Source organism: Pseudoduganella sp. LjRoot289 (assembly GCF_964252925.1).
Classification (GTDB): Bacteria; Pseudomonadota; Gammaproteobacteria; order Burkholderiales; family Burkholderiaceae_D; genus Rugamonas.
On the sequence record NZ_CAXUPN020000001.1, the window covers coordinates 1990028 to 2005233 of the forward strand.

At 64.3% G+C, this 15206-nt stretch carries 17 protein-coding genes and 1 pseudogene; 11 read left to right on the plus strand and 7 right to left on the minus strand.

From position 1 onward, the window contains the following. Positions 1-134 precede the first annotated feature (134 nt). From ACSQ8Y_RS08515 to ACSQ8Y_RS08545, 7 genes are all read left to right on the plus strand, one after another. Entirely contained in the window at positions 135-1313 is a 1179-nt protein-coding gene (locus ACSQ8Y_RS08515; RefSeq protein ID WP_436266012.1) for an acetyl-CoA C-acyltransferase, read from the plus strand. Positions 1314-1374: 61 nt separating this feature from the next. Then, positions 1375-3255, plus strand: a complete 1881-nt coding sequence (locus ACSQ8Y_RS08520) for an acyl-CoA dehydrogenase (RefSeq protein WP_436266013.1) — start codon at positions 1375-1377, stop codon at positions 3253-3255. Positions 3256-3268: 13 nt separating this feature from the next. Then, a complete protein-coding gene (locus ACSQ8Y_RS08525; RefSeq protein WP_436266014.1) occupies positions 3269-3571 on the plus strand; it encodes a Dabb family protein in 303 nt (100 codons plus the stop codon). A 16-nt stretch (positions 3572-3587) separates the two neighbouring features. Then, positions 3588-4370: an SDR family oxidoreductase gene (locus ACSQ8Y_RS08530; RefSeq protein ID WP_436266015.1), complete on the plus strand. Its 783-nt coding sequence runs from the start codon at positions 3588-3590 to the stop codon at positions 4368-4370. An 18-nt stretch (positions 4371-4388) separates the two neighbouring features. After that, the gene (locus ACSQ8Y_RS08535) at positions 4389-5384 is read left to right on the plus strand and encodes an NADP-dependent oxidoreductase (RefSeq protein ID WP_436266016.1); all 996 of its coding nucleotides are present in this window, start codon (positions 4389-4391) and stop codon (positions 5382-5384) included. Between the two features lie 13 nt (positions 5385-5397). Next, complete coding sequence (locus ACSQ8Y_RS08540) at positions 5398-6312, plus strand: SDR family oxidoreductase (RefSeq protein ID WP_436266017.1); 915 nt, start codon at positions 5398-5400, stop codon at positions 6310-6312. Positions 6313-6357: 45 nt separating this feature from the next. Then, entirely contained in the window at positions 6358-6789 is a 432-nt protein-coding gene (locus ACSQ8Y_RS08545) for a GNAT family N-acetyltransferase (RefSeq protein WP_436266018.1), read from the plus strand. 16 nt (positions 6790-6805) lie between these two features. Here the strand turns inward: ACSQ8Y_RS08545 and ACSQ8Y_RS08550 are convergent, their stop codons facing one another. Together ACSQ8Y_RS08550 and ACSQ8Y_RS08555 are read right to left on the minus strand one after the other, a co-directional pair. Further along, on the minus strand, positions 6806-7210 hold the full coding sequence (locus ACSQ8Y_RS08550) for a VOC family protein (protein ID WP_436266019.1): 405 nt from the start codon (positions 7208-7210) through the stop codon (positions 6806-6808). A gap of 106 nt (positions 7211-7316) precedes the next feature. Further along, the gene (locus ACSQ8Y_RS08555; protein WP_436266020.1) at positions 7317-8741 is read right to left on the minus strand and encodes an MFS transporter; all 1425 of its coding nucleotides are present in this window, start codon (positions 8739-8741) and stop codon (positions 7317-7319) included. A 124-nt stretch (positions 8742-8865) separates the two neighbouring features. Between ACSQ8Y_RS08555 and ACSQ8Y_RS08560 the strand changes: the two are divergent. Next, positions 8866-9757 (plus strand): annotated as a pseudogene (locus ACSQ8Y_RS08560) (LysR family transcriptional regulator). Here ACSQ8Y_RS08560 and ACSQ8Y_RS08565 read toward each other — a convergent pair. From ACSQ8Y_RS08565 to ygfZ, 5 genes are read right to left on the minus strand one after another with little or no spacing between them, the layout of a single operon-like run. Next, positions 9754-10032: a type II toxin-antitoxin system RelE/ParE family toxin gene (locus tag ACSQ8Y_RS08565; RefSeq protein ID WP_436266021.1), complete on the minus strand. Its 279-nt coding sequence runs from the start codon at positions 10030-10032 to the stop codon at positions 9754-9756. The pseudogene ACSQ8Y_RS08560 and the gene ACSQ8Y_RS08565 sit on opposite strands and share 4 nt — an antisense overlap. 3 nt (positions 10033-10035) lie before the next feature. Continuing rightward, entirely contained in the window at positions 10036-10305 is a 270-nt protein-coding gene (locus ACSQ8Y_RS08570) for a CopG family ribbon-helix-helix protein (protein WP_436266022.1), read from the minus strand. A 28-nt stretch (positions 10306-10333) separates the two neighbouring features. Beyond that, positions 10334-11077: an NRDE family protein gene (locus tag ACSQ8Y_RS08575; RefSeq protein ID WP_436266023.1), complete on the minus strand. Its 744-nt coding sequence runs from the start codon at positions 11075-11077 to the stop codon at positions 10334-10336. Then, positions 11068-11358, minus strand: a complete 291-nt coding sequence (locus ACSQ8Y_RS08580; protein ID WP_436266024.1) for a DUF4936 family protein — start codon at positions 11356-11358, stop codon at positions 11068-11070. Before ACSQ8Y_RS08580 ends, ACSQ8Y_RS08575 begins: the two co-directional genes overlap by 10 nt. Position 11359: 1 nt before the next feature. Beyond that, the gene (gene ygfZ / locus ACSQ8Y_RS08585; RefSeq protein WP_436266025.1) at positions 11360-12421 is read right to left on the minus strand and encodes a CAF17-like 4Fe-4S cluster assembly/insertion protein YgfZ; all 1062 of its coding nucleotides are present in this window, start codon (positions 12419-12421) and stop codon (positions 11360-11362) included. 146 nt (positions 12422-12567) lie between these two features. On the opposite strand from ygfZ, the gene mltG reads away from it, so the two are divergent. Genes mltG through ACSQ8Y_RS08600 form a run of 3 tightly spaced genes read left to right on the plus strand, consistent with a single transcriptional unit; the run spans position 12568 to position 15205 of the window. Further along, positions 12568-13554, plus strand: a complete 987-nt coding sequence (gene mltG, locus ACSQ8Y_RS08590) for an endolytic transglycosylase MltG (protein ID WP_436266026.1) — start codon at positions 12568-12570, stop codon at positions 13552-13554. Between the two features lie 14 nt (positions 13555-13568). After that, entirely contained in the window at positions 13569-14186 is a 618-nt protein-coding gene (tmk, locus tag ACSQ8Y_RS08595) for a dTMP kinase (protein ID WP_436266027.1), read from the plus strand. Continuing rightward, positions 14183-15205 (plus strand): DNA polymerase III subunit delta', encoded by a 1023-nt coding sequence (locus tag ACSQ8Y_RS08600; protein ID WP_436266028.1) that lies wholly within the window; start codon positions 14183-14185, stop codon positions 15203-15205. Before tmk ends, ACSQ8Y_RS08600 begins: the two co-directional genes overlap by 4 nt. Position 15206 lies beyond the last annotated feature (1 nt).

Below are 15206 nucleotides of genomic sequence, written 5' to 3' on the forward strand. Positions count from 1 at the left end.
CATGCTTGCTTCAAACTTACGCAAAGCTTACAAATTCGTAAAGAACAGGCCGTTTTAAAAATTTGCGAACGACCGTACTAAAATATGCTATTCTGAACAAATCGACTACAACACTTCCAACCTGGAGACTGAAAATGACTGATGCCGTGATCGTTTCGACCGCCCGTACTGGCCTGGCCAAATCGTGGAAGGGCGCCTTCAACATGACCCATGGCGCGACCCTGGGCGGCCACGCGCTGCAGGCGGCGATTACCCGCGCCAATATTGAAGCGGGCGAGGTCGAGGATGTGCTGATCGGCTGCGCCAATCCGGAAGGCGCCACCGGCGGCAACATCGCGCGCCAGATCGCGCTGCGCGCCGGCTGCCCGGTCACCACCGGCGGCATGACCATCAACCGTTTCTGCTCGTCCGGCCTGCAGACCATCGCCACCGCCGCCCAGCGCATCATTGCCGGTGAAGGCGACATCTACGCCGCAGGCGGCGTGGAATCGATCTCCTGCGTGCAGCAGGAAATGAACCTGCACATGTACAAGGAAGTCTGGCTGTCGCAGAACAAGCCGGAAATTTACTGGTCGATGCTGCAGACCGCAGAGAACGTCGCCAAGCGCTACGGCATCAGCAAGGAGCGCCAGGACGAGTACGGCGTGCAGAGCCAGCAGCGCGCCGCCGCCGCCCAGGCAGCCGGCTTGTTCAACGCCGAAATCGTGCCGATGACCACCACCATGGGCGTGGCCGACAAAGCCAGCGGCATGCTGGTCAGCCGCGAAGTGACGATCTCCGCCGACGAGGGCATCCGCGCCGACACCACGCTGGAAGCCGTGTCCAAGATCCGCACCGCGATGCCGGGCGGCGTGGTCACCGCCGGCAACGCCAGCCAGTTCTCGGACGGCGCCTCGCTGGCCATCGTCATGAATGCGAAAGTGGCTGAAGCCAAGGGCCTGCAGCCGCTGGGCATTTTCCGCGGCTTTGCCGTGGCCGGCTGCGAGCCGGACGAAATGGGCATCGGCCCGGTGTTCGCCATCCCCAAGCTGCTCAAGAAGGCGGGCCTGAAGGTGGAAGACATCGGCCTGTGGGAACTGAATGAAGCGTTCGCCGTGCAGGTGCTGTACTGCGCCGACACGCTGGGTATCCCGATGGATCGCCTGAACGTGAATGGCGGCGCCATCGCCGTCGGCCATCCTTACGGCGTGTCGGGCGCCCGCCTGACCGGCCACGCGCTGATCGAAGGCAAACGCCGTGGCGTCAAGTACGTGGTGGTGACCATGTGCATCGGCGGCGGCCAAGGCGCTGCAGGCCTGTTCGAAGTCGTGTAAGCAGGACCAACGGGCGCTCAAAGAAGCGCCCGTTTCACATAACAACACCCTAGAGACGCGTATGCAATCCAAACTCCTGTCGCGCCGCGACATCGATTTCCTATTGTACGAATGGCTGGACGTGGAGTCGCTGAACCAGCGCCCGCGTTTCGAGGACCACAGCCGCGAGACTTTCAACGCGGCCATCGATACGGCCGAGCAGATCGCCACCGACCTGTTCGCGCCCCACAACAAGAAAAGCGACCAGCAGGAGCCGCATGCCGTGCCGGGCGAGCACTGCCTGGAAGTGAAGATCATCCCGGAAGTGAAGGCGGCGCTGGAAGCGTACACGGCGGCCGGCCTGATGGCTGCCGGCCAGGATTACGAGCTGGGCGGCATGCAGTTGCCGGTCACCGTGGAAAAAGTGCTGGCGGCCTATTTCACGGCGGCCAATGTCTCGACCACGTCCTATCTCTTCCTGACCATAGGCAACGCCAACACCTTGCTCAAGACCGGCACCGCGGACCAGGTGCGCCGCTTCGTCCAGCCCATGTTCGAAGGCCGCTTTTTCGGCACCATGTGCTTGTCCGAGCCGCAGGCCGGCTCCAGCCTGTCCGACATCACCACCCGCGCCGAGCCGGACCCCGTGGCCGGCCCGGAAGGCGAGCGCCAGTACCGGCTGGCCGGCAACAAGATGTGGATCTCGGCCGGTGAACACGACCTGGCCGGCAACATCGTGCACCTGGTGCTGGCCAAGATCCCCGGCCAGGACGGCAAGCTGATACCCGGTGTGCGCGGCATTTCGCTGTTCATCGTGCCCAAATTCCTGGTCAACGACGACGGCACGCTGGGCGAGCGCAACGATGTGGTGCTGGCCGGCCTGAATCACAAGATGGGCAACCGCGGCACCAGCAACTGCCTGCTGAACTTCGGCGAAGGGGTGTTCAAGCCGCAAGGCAAGGGCGGCGCCATCGGCTACCTGGTCGGCGAGCCGCACAAGGGCCTGGCCAATATGTTCCACATGATGAACGAGGCGCGCATCGGCGTCGGCGCCGGCGCGGCGGTACTGGGTTACACCGGCTACCTGCACGCGCTGGACTACGCCCGCAACCGCCCGCAAGGCCGCCATCCGGCCGCGAAAGACCCGGCCCAGCCGCAACTGCCCATCATCGCGCACACCGACGTGCGGCGCATGCTGCTGGCCCAGAAAGCTTACGCCGAGGGCGCACTGGCCCTGGTGCTGTACAGCTCGCGCCTGGTCGACGAGCAGCAAAGCGCGCCGACGCCGGAAGCGCGCGAGTACGCCGGCATGCTGCTCGACTTCCTGACGCCGATCACCAAGTCCTGGCCTTCGCAATGGTGCGTGGAGGCCAACAGCCTGGCCATCCAGGTGCACGGCGGCTACGGCTACACCCGCGAGTACAACGTCGAGCAGTTCTACCGTGACAACCGCCTGAACGCCATCCACGAAGGCACGCACGGCATCCACGGCCTGGACCTGCTGGGCCGCAAGGTGGCGATGCAGGACGGCGCCCTGTTCAAGGCCTTTGCCGGCGCGGTGCGCAAGACGGTGGAGCGCGCTTCTTCCGCCAACGCGCAGCACGCGCTGGCGGCCGAACTGCGCAGCCAGGCCGACGCGCTGTCCGCCGCGCTGCGCCGCACCAGCCATGTGACGCAGGCGCTGTACGCGGTGGGCGACATGAACAAGACGCTGGCCAACGCCAGCACCTACCTGGAAGCGGTCGGCCATATCGTGGTCGCCTGGATCTGGCTGGAGCAGGCGCTGGTGGCCGCGCGCAGCCTGGCCGAGGGGGCATCGGGAGACGAAGCCGACTTCTACCACGGCAAGCTGCAAGCCTGCCGCTACTTCTTCCGCTGGGAGCTGCCCAAGGTGCAGCAGCAGCTCGATTTGCTGGAAAGTATAGACACGACGACGCTGGACATGCAGGATGCGTGGTTTTAATCGGGAGACTCGCATGATCAAGCACATCGTGATGTGGAAGCTGAAAGAACACGCGGAAGGCGCGGACCGCGCCGCCAACGCCTTGAAAATGAAGTCCCTGCTGGACGCCTGCAGCAATCTGGTGCCCGGCATCCTGCACTTCGAGGCGGTGGTGGCACAGCCGGGGCTGGAAGCGACGTACGACGTGGTGCTGTATTCGGAGTTCGCCGACAAGGCCGCCCTGGATGCCTACCAGGAACACCCGCAACACCAAGCCCTCAAGCCATTCTTCGGCGCGGTGCGCGACGCCCGCCAATGCATGGATTACGAAATCTGAACGGAGACAAGACAAAATGCGTACAACCAAAGAATTGTTCAGCCTGGAAGGCAAAACCGCACTGGTGACCGGCGGCTCGCGCGGCCTGGGCCTGCAGATGGCGCTGGCCATGGGCGAGCAGGGCGCCAAAGTGGTGCTGTCCTCGCGCAAGCAGGCGGACCTGGACGAGGCCGTCGCCTACCTGGCTCAACACGGCGTGACGGCCTACGCCATCGCGGCCGACCTGGGCAAGGCGGAGGCGGTCGGTCCGCTGGTCGACGCGGCGCTGGACCTGCTGGGCGGCCATATCGACATCCTGGTCAACAACGCGGGCGCCACCTGGGGCGCGCCGGCCGAGGACCACCCGCTGGAAGCGTGGGACAAGGTGATGAACCTGAACATCCGCAGCATCTTCCTGGTGTCGCAGGCGGTGGGCAAGCGCTCGATGATCCCGCGCAAGTACGGCCGCATCATCAATATCGCCTCCATCGCCGGCCTGGCGGGCAATCCGCCCGGCATGCAGACCATCGCCTACAACACCTCCAAGGCGGCGGTGATCAACTTCACGCGCACGCTGGCGGCGGAATGGGGCGTGCACGGCATCACCGTGAACGCCATCGCGCCGGGCTTCTTCCCGTCCAAGATGACCGCCGGTTTGCTGGCAACGCTGGGCGAGGAGCAGATGGCCAACGAAGCGCCGCTGCGCCGCCTGGGCGATGACGAAGACTTGAAGGGCCCGGTCGTGCTATTGGCGTCCGATGCCGGCAAGCACATCACCGGCCAGACCCTGCCGGTCGACGGCGGCGTGTCGGCGCTGTAATCCGCGAAGGAGCCATCCATGAGCACATATCAACGCATCGTCCTCGCTTCCCGTCCGCGCGGCGAAGTCGAGGCGGGCAACTTCCGGCTGGAGACGGCGGACACTCCCGCCATCGCGGACGGCCAGATCCTGATCCGCAACCACTACCTGTCGCTGGACCCTTACATGCGCGGCCGCATGAGCGACGCCAAGAGCTACGCCGAGCCGCAGCCCCTGGACGCCACCATGATAGGCGGCACCGTCGGCGAGGTGATCGAATCGAAGCACCCGAAATTCGCGCCGGGCGACTTCGTGGCCGGCATGTTCGGCTGGTCCGAAATCGGCGTCTCGGACGGCACGCTGCTGCGCAAGCTGGACACCACGCACATTCCACTGTCGGCCTACCTGGGCCCGGTTGGCATGCCCGGCATGACGGCCTGGTTCGGCATGAACCAGATCATGCAGCCCAAGCAGGGCGAGACCGTGGTGGTCTCGGCCGCCAGCGGGGCCGTCGGCAGCGTGGTCGGCCAGCTGGCCAAGCTGCGCGGCTGCCGCGCGGTCGGCATCGCCGGCGGCAAGGACAAGTGCGACTACGTGGTCAACGAGCTGGGCTTCGACGCCTGCGTCGACTACAAGGCCGGCAATCTGGAAGCCGACCTGGCGGCAGCTACGCCGGACGGCGTCGACGCTATCTTTGAAAACGTCGGCGGCACGGTATTCGACGCCGCGCTGGCCCGCACCAACGCCTTCGCCCGTGTTGCCTTGTGCGGCATGATCGCCGGCTACAACGGTGAGCACGTCGAAATACGCAATGCCCGCCTGCTGCTGACGAATCGCCTCACCGTGCGCGGCTTCATCGTCTCCGAGCACATGGAGCTGTGGCCGCAAGGCTTGACGGAACTGGGCGGCCTGGTCGCGACCGGCAAGCTCAAGTATCGCGAATCGGTGGCGGACGGCATCGCGGCGGCACCGGAAGCATTCATGGGCCTGCTTAAAGGCAAAAACTTCGGCAAACAACTGGTGAAACTCATCTAAGGTAGTCATTCAAATGCAAAACTTCAAAGACAAAGTGGCCGTCATCACCGGCGGCGCTGCCGGCCTCGGCCGCGAATTCGCCCTCAAGGCGCACAAGCTGGGCATGAAACTGGTGCTGGCCGACGTGCAGCAGGACGCCCTCGATGCGACCGTGGCCGAGCTGAAAGAACAGGGCGCGCAAGTGATCGGCCTGATCTGCGACGTGCGCAAGGGCGAGCAGGTGCAGGCGCTGGCAGACGCCACGATGAAGGAATTCGGCTCGGTGCATCTTGTGTTCAACAACGCCGGCGTCGGTTCGGGCGGCCTGATCTGGGAAAACTCGGTCGCCGACTGGGAGTGGGTGCTGGGCGTCAACGTCTGGGGCGTGATCCACGGCGTGCGCATCTTCACCAAGCTGATGCTCGAATGCGCGAAGAAGGAAGAGGGCTACCAAGGCCACATCGTCAACACCTCGTCGATGGCCGGCGTGGTCAACCCGACCACGATGGGCGTGTACAACGTGTCCAAGCACGCTGTCGTGTCGCTGTCCGAGACGCTGTACCACGACCTGAACCTGGTGGACGCCCCGATCGGCGCTTCCGTGCTGTGCCCGTTCTTCGTCCCGACCGGCATCAGCCAGTCGCACCGCAACCGTCCGGCCGACGTCAAGATGGACGCGCGCCCGACCGCCAGCCAACTGGCTTCGCAAGCGATGACCGACAAGGCCGTCACTTCCGGCAAAGTCACCGCCGAAGACGTCGCCAACCTGACCTTCCAGGCGATCGCCGACGGCCAGTTCTACATCTACACCCACCCGCAAGCGCTGGGTGGCCTGAAGACGCGCATGGAAGACATGACCACCGGCCGCAACCCGACCGATCCCCACGAAGCCACGCCGCAGATCCGCAAGATGCTGAAGGATATGCTCACAGGCGGTGGCGCCGCATAAGGGGCGCGTGCGACAATCGTGTTTTTGGATGCATGAGCAACACACATGAGCACTGAGCACGATATCCGCTTCGGCGACTGGCATACCCTGCAAGCCGACTGCAAGGCCATCCGCATGGAAGTCTTTGTGATGGAACAGGGCGTTCCCGCCGAACTGGAAATGGACGACAACGACGCCGCCTGCCTGCACGCGGTGGCGTACGATGCGTCCGGCGCGCCGGTCGGCACCGGCCGCCTGCTGCCGGACGGCCACATCGGCCGGATGGCGGTGCGCAAGATTGCGCGCGGTACCGGCGTCGGCGGCGCCTTGCTGCAAGGGTTGATGGCGCAGGCCAAGGCGCGCGGCGACCATGCCGTGGTGCTAGGCGCCCAAACCCACGCCGCGCCGTTCTACGCCAAGCACGGCTTTGCCATTGTCGGCCAGGAGTGGATGGAAGCGGGCATTCCGCACGTCGAGATGGCCCATACGTTCGGCTAGCATCCGCATAGCAACTTCACGCGGCCTTGGTCGAACAATTGAGCATCCACTGCACACCAAACTGGTCCGTCAACTTGCCGTAGTAGTCTCCCCAGGGCTGTATGCCGAGCGGCGTCGTGACGCGACCGCCTTGCGCCAGGCGGCTGAAAATCTGCTCTGTGAGACCTTGGTCGTTCATCTGCAAAATGTGCGCAGAACCACGCATGGGTTCCGCGTCATCGTTGTCCGACGCAAAGAACAAAATCCCCGGCCCCTCAAACTTCGCGTGCATGATGCGCCCGCGCATGGCTTCGTTGCGGACCGGCATACCGTCGGCACCGTACCGCAGGACGTCTGTCATTTCACCTAGCCCGCAAGCGGTATAGAAGTTCAGCGCTTGCTCGCATGTCGTCGTAAAGAAAAGATAGTTAGAGAGTTGCATGGGCTCGTCCTGGTTGAATGTTTGTTTTTTGCTATGGTCCGCCTATCATACCGAACTGCTGCGGGTGATGGGAACAGATACCGAACGCAAGGTCGGTAGCAAATTATCATCTTGCTGCGCTCGCGCTGCGAACAATGGCTCGGCTCGCATGAACGATAGCCATGGCCGTCAGGACCAGCAGCGCGGCAACGCCGAAGGTGGCCCGCATCCCGGCCTCGACCGCCTCTGGACGCGCCGCTGCGATATCGGATGCCCCGGAGGCAAGGGCGAACACCGCACCCATGGCGGACGCACCTGTGATCAGCCCCAAATTGCGCGACAGATTGAGCAGTCCCGAAAACACGCCGCGCTGGTCCGGCTGGACACCGTTCATGACGGCGGTGTTGTTCGCCGCCTGGAACAGCGCGTAGCCTGCGGTGATGCCGGCCAGCGGCGCGATGTAGCCGGCTATGCCCGTGCCGGCCGGCATCAGCGGCATTGCCGCGGCGGCGACCGCCATGCCGGCCAACCCTGCATTGACCATCTTCTGCGAACCAAACCGGTCCACCAGACGGCCCGACGGAACACCAGCGAATGCGGCGACCAGCGGCCCGCAGGACATGACCAGGCCCACGCTGGCGGCGTCCAGCGCCATGCTGCCCGAAAGGTAGAACGGGCCGACCACCAGGGTCGCCATGACGACTGCTGTGACCAGTGTGTTCGCAGCAAAGCCAGCGCTGAGCGCCCGGTCCCGGAACAGCGAAAGGTGAACCAGCGGCGCGCCGATACGCCGCTCCGCGACAGTGAAAAGCGCGCCACCAGCCAGTGCTGCCAACAGCAGAGCGCCGTTCAGCCAGCCGAAATTGCCGCGACCCAGGGTCATGGCCAGGGCGAAGGCGCTGAGCGCCAGGATCAGAAGCAGTGTCCCCAGGCCGTCGAAACGGGCGCGGCCAGCGCTTGCCGCACAGCAGTCCGGCGGCAGCAAACGCCAGACTAGCAGTCCGGCAAGGGAACCCAGCGGAACATTGATAGCGAAGATGGCGGACCATCCGGCGCTGGCGATCAGCGTCCCGCATAGCGTCGGCCCGAGCGCGGTGCCGACGGCCGACATCGTGCCCAGCAATCCCATGGCGCTCCCGGTCCGGTCCGTCGGCACGGTCTCGGCCACGAACGCCATTCCCAGCGCCATCATGAAGGCTGCGCCCACACCTTGCAGCGCGCGGGCGGCGATCAGTTGCCAGAGCGCCGGGCTCAAGCCGCACAAGGCCGACGCCAGCGTGAACAGCGTGATTCCCGCCAGCAGCACTCTGCGGCGGCCGAACAGATCGCCTAGCCGCCCTGCGCTGACCACCAGCGCTGTGATGGCAAGCAGGTAGGCCAGTACGACCCATTGGACCTGCTGGAAGGTCGCGCCGAAAGCGTGCGCCAGCGTCGGCAAGGCGACATTGGCGATGCTGGTCCCCAAGGAGGACAGCAGCACCGTCAGCGACAGTGCTGCCAGCGCCCGCCGCGCATGTGGGGGGAGGGGAACTCGAATAGCCTGCGTCGTCATGAGGATGTCCTTGTCAGTAGGTCATTCATCGTAGCCGCGCTGGGACAATGGCGGAAGGCACACCATTTGCAGCACATTGGTGCACAGAACGCCATGTACAGTGGGCTCGTGCTATCGTCACGCTATGACGACGCCCGATTTCAATCTGCTCATCACGCTCGACGTGCTGCTCGCCGAAGGCAGTGTCGCGCGCGGCCCGCCGTTTGCGGCTTAGTCCATCCGCGATGAGTCGTGCGCTGGCGCGCCTGAGGGAAACGACTGGCGACCCGCTGCTGGTTCGCGCCGGGCGCGGCCTGGTGCCAACGCCGCGCGCGCTGGAACTGCGCGAGCGTGTCAGCCGCTTGGTGATTGACGCGGAGTCCGTGCTGCGGCCCATGGAGATATTCGACGTCGGCCAGCTGCAGCGCACGTTCACAATCCGCGCCAGGGAAGGTTTCATGGAAAATGTTGGGGCAGCGCTGGTCGCCCAGGTGGCGGCGCAGGCGCCTGGTGTGCGGCTTTGCTTTCTCGACAAGCCGAACAAGGACAGCAGCGCCTTGCGCGACGGCACGGTGGACCTGGAAACCGGCGTGCTGGGGAAAGCAACCGGTCCCGAGGTGCGCATGCGCGCGCTGTTCAGGGATCGATTTGTCGGTGTGGTCCGCGCCGGCCACGCCCTGAGCGCGGACGAAATGACGGCTGAACGCTACGCAGGCGGCAGGCACATCAACGTCTCACGCCAGGGATTGGACAAAAGCCCGTTCGACGACGCGTTGATCGATGCGGGAATCGGGCGCCAAGTCGCAACCATCGTGGGCAGCTTCGCGGCCGCACTCTCGCTGGCCCGCGACGCCGATCTGATCGCCAGCGTCCCCGAGCGTCAAACAGGAAAACTGCGCGCCGGCATGCACAGCTTCCAGTTGCCGGCAGCCGGACCGGAGTTCACCGTATCGATGCTCTGGCACCCGCGCATGGACGCCGATCCAGCGCACCGCTGGCTACGCGGGCTAGTCCACGACATTTGCGCGGCAGACTAGCGCCGCCGCTCGCGTGTATGCCAAATGCGCAATATCAGGATAGTTGAGTTCAATATTTCGTAGTGAAGTTCGTATTCGCGCACCAGGATGCGCCGCACTTCGCGAGGCGCGAAATTCGGTAGAAGTTCTCCCATCCTGGGGAATTGGAGCAACTTTAAGGGCGCACTTGCGAGTGCTTGCGAGGAACTTTTGGCGGCGGAACTACTGATGGGCTGCAAGAATTCATGCAGCCTTGCCAAATCAGACCGAGCCTTGCTGGTCCAATTCAGCTTCATGACTTAAAGCGGCATTTTCTGAGGATTATCAGTATCCAGGCTATCGACCCAAGCCTGAACCACCGAGTGATCGACGATGCGGCCAGCGTCCACATCGTCCAATGCCTCCCGGATCAGTTGTTCATCTTCCGCTTGTCTGCTCATCCACAGGACCAGGGCCTGCTCGACGATCCAATCCGTCGGGCGCTGTATATGCCCTGACAGCTTGTCGAGCTCCTCAGCCAGCGCCTGCTGAATTTGCACTGTCAGTGCCGTGGTTTCTCTCCGGTTCATGCCATCCTCCGCGTATAGAACTACCGCCTCACTGTATCAGCATTTCCTGCAGTACAGCCGGCGCATCCGCGTAGAGTTTGACGACCGTCGAGCTGCGGGTGCCGTAGCCGGGGGACTCGATCCGCACCGCCGACAGCAGCCGCTCGACCTCCAGCGGCACGCCGGTTTCGGGCAGGCGCAAGTCGGGCGCGCGGGTGGTGTCGGCCAGCATTTCGAAGTAGGCGTCGTCCGGTGCGCCCAGGCACAGCAGGCTGGCGAACTGGGCCTTCGTCTTCAACACCTTCGGCCACGGCGAATCGAGCGTGGCGTTGGACAGGCCGTAAATGCCGGGCGCCAAAGGCTGGCCGTTGCGCGGGTCGTCGTCGCCCTTGTTGGAGAACCAGATCAGCGTGTCGCGGTCGCCGACCACCAGGTTGAAACCGTTGTAGGCGTGCGCGCCGGCGCGGATCTGGTCGACGTATTCCGGCGGCGACATGCCGCCGGCCAGAAAGTCGGACACCAGCTGGCCGCGCGAAGGCGCGTCGGCCTTGTGTTCCAGCGGCGCGCGGATGTTGGTGATGGCGGCAAAACGCGGCGATTCGCCGTCGGCCTTGGCCTGGCTGATGCCCATCCAGCTGCCGCCGGCCTTCAGGTCGCGGCCGGCGTAGATGCGCGGCTGGTCCGGCCACGGGGCGGCGGGCGCGGCTTCGCGCGCATAATATTCATCGCGGTTGGCGGCGGCGATCAGCGGCACGGCAGGAACCACCCGCCACGCGAAAACGATCAAGCACATGAGGTCAAATCCGTAAAAACTTCGGTGTGGCGGGGGCCGGCCGTGAGCGGCTGCAGCCCGGATTGCTGGACGGCGGCCGTCAGCGCGGCCTCGAACCCGTCCGGCACCGCCGGATAAACTTCCATCCAGGTCTGCAGCCCATCCTGGGGCTGCGGACGGCGCTTCAACTGCGGCGATACGCCGCAAGCGCTGGCCAGTCCGGCCTGCATGGCCGCGACCGCTCCGTGCAGGGCGGCCATGTCGGCCTCCCGCACTTGGTAGTAGATGTACAAATCGGTCATGCTAGACGTCGAGCTTGTCCAGCACGTAGGGCATGGGCAGGAATTCCAGCGCCACGCCGTCCGCCGAACCCAGGCGCACGGCGCCTGCGTGCGCGGCACCCGCTTGCACGGCGCCCGCTTGCACGGCGCCCTGTTCCAGCGCTTCCAGCTTCATTTCCACCAGTGCGTCCACGCCGCCCAGGCCGTTCGGCGCGGCGTTCACCACCATGCCGCAAGGCTGGGAAGGATCGGATTCGGCGAAGACCTCCGCGCCGGCTGCGACGCCGGCGTCGGCAATGCGCACCAGCGCGGTACGGCGTTTCAGCTTGCCCAGATATTGGCTGCGCGCGACGATCTCCTGGCCCGGGTAGCAGCCCTTCTTGAAATTGACGCCGCCCAGCAGCTCCAGGTTGATCATCTGCGGCACGAACTGCTCTTGCGTGGCGGCGGTCACCTGCGGCACGGCGGCATGGATCTCGGCCAGGCGCCAGGCTTCGTTGCCGCCCACGTTCAGCTTGTCCGCCAGCACGGGCGCTACGGTGTCGGCGATCTCGGACGACGTCAACCACAGGTAGCGCGCGGCGCCGAACGCGTCGGCCACGCGCAGCAGCGTGCCCAGCGGGTGCTCCACCTTGCTGTACGGTTTGGCCGGCAGCGGCTCGAACCAGCTTTGCAGCACGGCTTCGGCCATGCCGCCGCCCAGGCCCAGTACGACTTGCGTGGCGGGCGCGTCGGTGGCGTCGGATAGCTTGGTCTTGGCGCGCAGCACGAACATGCTCAGGCGCTTTTGCAGCGGCGGCTGTATTTCGCGCGGCAATTGCAGGAAGATGGATTCCTCGTTGCGCCACATCAGGAAAGTGGCTTGCAGGCGGCCTTTCGGCGTGCAGTAGCCGGCCAGGCGGACATCGTCCTGGCCCAGGTGTTCGACGTCGTTGGTCAACTGATTGTGCAGGAAACCGGCCGAGTCTTCACCAGCCAATGCGATCAGGCCCTGGTCCGTGACGGGAGCGACGAAACCCACGGCCAGTTCGGTCGGGCTCAGCGGCTTGCCCTGCGGCGTTAAAAGTTGATTCCAGTTACTCATAAATTCCAATAATTTGACGATTAAAGCATTATCATTACGGGCTCATTATAGTGATGTAGCGGAATTCGCGCCGGACGCTGCAAAAAAACGGCTTCCGGCAACAAAGTGGTTCAAACTGCGCGTATCAATCGATAGTTGCTTAGAAGATGGCATTTATAAAAAAGACGATAGTATTGGGATTCCTGGTTGCCGCGGCGGCCGGCGGCGGTTTTGCCTGGTGGGCCAAGCAGCCGATCACCACGGAAGAGCCCGCAATTGAGTTCACCATCGCCCCCGGCAGCGGCGCGCACGCGGCCGGCCAGCAGATCGCCGAGGCCGGCATTCCGATCGAGCCGCTGCTGTTCAACCTGCTGGCGCGTTTCACGGAAAAGTCCGGCAAGCTGAAGGCCGGCGCCTACGAACTGAAACCGAACACCACGCCGCTCAAGCTGATCGACCAGCTGGTGCGCGGCGAGTTCGCGCAGGAGCAACTGACCATCATCGAGGGCTGGACGTTCCGCCAGATGCGCCAGGCCGTGGCCGCCCACCGTGGCTTGAAGCACGACACCGTCGCCATGTCGGACAAGGAACTGATGGCGGTGGTATCGCCGGAATTCAAAGCGCCCGAAGGCCTGTTCTTCCCGGACACCTATCTGTTCGCCAAGGGTAGCAGCGAACTGGCCATTTTCCGCCAGGCCCACACCATGCTGATCGCCAAGCTGAGCGAAGCGTGGGACAAGCGCGATCCCAACCTGCCGTACAAGAACCCCTACGAGGCGCTGACCATGGCTTCCATCGTGGAGAAGGAAACCGGCCAGAAGTCCGAGCGCAACATGATCGCAGGCGTGTTCGTCAACCGCCTTCGCCTGGGCATGATGCTGCAAACCGATCCGACTGTGATCTACGGCATGGGCGCGCGCTACGACGGCAAGATCCGCAAAAAGGATCTGGAGACCGACACCCCTTACAATACGTACACGCGCAGCGGGCTGCCGCCGACGCCGATCGCCTTGCCGGGCATGCAGTCGCTGACGGCGGCGCTGGCGCCGGCCAAGACCGGCGCGCTGTATTTCGTCTCGCGCGGCAACGGCACCAGCCATTTTTCCGAGAACCTGACCGATCATAACCGGGCAGTGAACCAGTATCAACGTTAAATAACCAGAGTTTCATGAATCAATACAGCGGCAAGTTCATCAGTTTCGAAGGCATAGACGGCGCCGGCAAATCGACCCACATCGGTTTTGTGACCGATTACATCAAGGCGCGCGGCATCGAGCTGGTCAGCACGCGCGAGCCTGGCGGCACGCCGCTGGGTGAGAAGATCCGCGAGCTGTTCCTGCACGAGAAAATGCACCTGGAAACGGAAACCCTGCTGGTGTTCGCCAGCCGCCGCGAGCACCTGGCGCAAGTGATCGAACCGGCGCTGGGCCGTGGGGATTGGGTGCTGACGGACCGCTTCACCGACGCCAGCTTCGCCTACCAGGGCGCAGGGCGAGGCCTGGACCGCGCCAAGCTGGAAACGCTGGCGCACTGGGTGCATGCCGACCTGGAGCCGGACTTGACCTTTTTGTTCGACGTGCCGCTGGAAGTGGCGCGCGCGCGCCTGGACTCGGGCGGCAGCCTGGACAAGTTCGAGCGCGAGAAGGAAGACTTCTTTCTCGCCACCCGCGCTGAATACCTGCGCCGTGCGGCCGAAGCGCCGCAGCGCTTCCGCGTGATCGATTCGACCCGCAGCATCGCCGCCATCCAGGTGGAACTGGCGTCGATTTTGGATGGCATATTTTGAACCCGGCACTCTATCCCTGGCAGGAAGCAGCCTGGCAGCAACTGCGGGCGCTGCGCGCACGCATGCCGCACGCCATCCTGTTCCACGGCGCGGCCGGCACCGGCAAGGCCGATTTCATCCAGCACTTCGCCAAGTCGCTGCTATGTGAAAACGCGGGAGCGGACGGCCACGCCTGCGGCGTCTGCGTCTCCTGCGGCTGGTTCGACCAGCAGAACCACCCGGACTACCGCCGCGTGCGTCCCGAGTCGTTCGAGGACGAACTGGGCGAAGGCGAGGAGGGCGAGGACAAGAAGGCCGCCAAGACCAAGACGCCGTCGAAAGAGATCAAGATCGAGCAGATCCGGCAACTGGCCGACTTCATGAACATTTCCACCCACCGCCAAGGCTTGCGCGTGGTGGTGCTGTACCCGGCCGAGGCGCTCAATATGCCGGCTTCGAACGCCTTGCTGAAGACGCTGGAGGAGCCGCCTCCGGGCACCGTCTTCCTGTTGTCGTCGAACAGCCTGGACCGGCTGCTGCCGACGATTTTGTCGCGCTGCCGCAAATTCGCCCTGCCGATGCCGGGCCACGACGAGGCGCTGGCCTGGCTCAAGGCGCAGGGTGTCGCCGACGCCGACAGCTGGTTGCGCGAGCAGGGCGGGGCGCCGCTGGCGGCGCTGGCCCAGTCCGAATCCGGCAGCCGCGAGGAAATGGACATGCTGCTGCAGATGCTGGCGCATCCGAGCGTGGAAGCGGCGCTGCGCGCGGCCGACAAAATGCAGAAAGTGCCGCTCGCTTCGTTGGTTTCCTGGCTGCAGCGATGGTTGTACGATATGTTTTCCTACAAGCTTACTGGAAACATCCGTTATTATCCTCGTTACCGCAAAGAACTGGCCGGGCTGGCGGACAAGGTGAACGTGGCCAGGCTGATGGCGGCGATCAAGAGCGCCAACGACAGGCGGGCCATCGCCGACCACCCTTTGTCGCCCAAACTGTTCATTGAGGATATGCTGCTGGACTACACCGCAAGCTGTGCCTGAA

What these genes read in the sequence shown, in the direction of transcription:
- ygfZ (WP_436266025.1), bottom strand. Translation starts at nt 12,421, where the DNA reads ATGAGTAACTGGAATCAACTTTTAACGCCGCAGGGCAAGCCGCTGAGC.
- ACSQ8Y_RS08555 (WP_436266020.1), bottom strand. Translation starts at nt 8,741, where the DNA reads ATGACGACGCAGGCTATTCGAGTTCCCCTCCCCCCACATGCGCGGCGG.
- ACSQ8Y_RS08540 (WP_436266017.1), top strand. Translation starts at nt 5,398, where the DNA reads ATGCAAAACTTCAAAGACAAAGTGGCCGTCATCACCGGCGGCGCTGCC.
- mltG (WP_436266026.1), top strand. Translation starts at nt 12,568, where the DNA reads ATGGCATTTATAAAAAAGACGATAGTATTGGGATTCCTGGTTGCCGCG.
- ACSQ8Y_RS08530 (WP_436266015.1), top strand. Translation starts at nt 3,588, where the DNA reads ATGCGTACAACCAAAGAATTGTTCAGCCTGGAAGGCAAAACCGCACTG.
- ACSQ8Y_RS08535 (WP_436266016.1), top strand. Translation starts at nt 4,389, where the DNA reads ATGAGCACATATCAACGCATCGTCCTCGCTTCCCGTCCGCGCGGCGAA.
- ACSQ8Y_RS08550 (WP_436266019.1), bottom strand. Translation starts at nt 7,210, where the DNA reads ATGCAACTCTCTAACTATCTTTTCTTTACGACGACATGCGAGCAAGCG.
- ACSQ8Y_RS08570 (WP_436266022.1), bottom strand. Translation starts at nt 10,305, where the DNA reads ATGAACCGGAGAGAAACCACGGCACTGACAGTGCAAATTCAGCAGGCG.
- ACSQ8Y_RS08515 (WP_436266012.1), top strand. Translation starts at nt 135, where the DNA reads ATGACTGATGCCGTGATCGTTTCGACCGCCCGTACTGGCCTGGCCAAA.
- ACSQ8Y_RS08575 (WP_436266023.1), bottom strand. Translation starts at nt 11,077, where the DNA reads ATGTGCTTGATCGTTTTCGCGTGGCGGGTGGTTCCTGCCGTGCCGCTG.
- ACSQ8Y_RS08525 (WP_436266014.1), top strand. Translation starts at nt 3,269, where the DNA reads ATGATCAAGCACATCGTGATGTGGAAGCTGAAAGAACACGCGGAAGGC.
- tmk (WP_436266027.1), top strand. Translation starts at nt 13,569, where the DNA reads ATGAATCAATACAGCGGCAAGTTCATCAGTTTCGAAGGCATAGACGGC.
- ACSQ8Y_RS08565 (WP_436266021.1), bottom strand. Translation starts at nt 10,032, where the DNA reads ATGAAGCTGAATTGGACCAGCAAGGCTCGGTCTGATTTGGCAAGGCTG.
- ACSQ8Y_RS08580 (WP_436266024.1), bottom strand. Translation starts at nt 11,358, where the DNA reads ATGACCGATTTGTACATCTACTACCAAGTGCGGGAGGCCGACATGGCC.
- ACSQ8Y_RS08545 (WP_436266018.1), top strand. Translation starts at nt 6,358, where the DNA reads ATGAGCACTGAGCACGATATCCGCTTCGGCGACTGGCATACCCTGCAA.
- ACSQ8Y_RS08520 (WP_436266013.1), top strand. Translation starts at nt 1,375, where the DNA reads ATGCAATCCAAACTCCTGTCGCGCCGCGACATCGATTTCCTATTGTAC.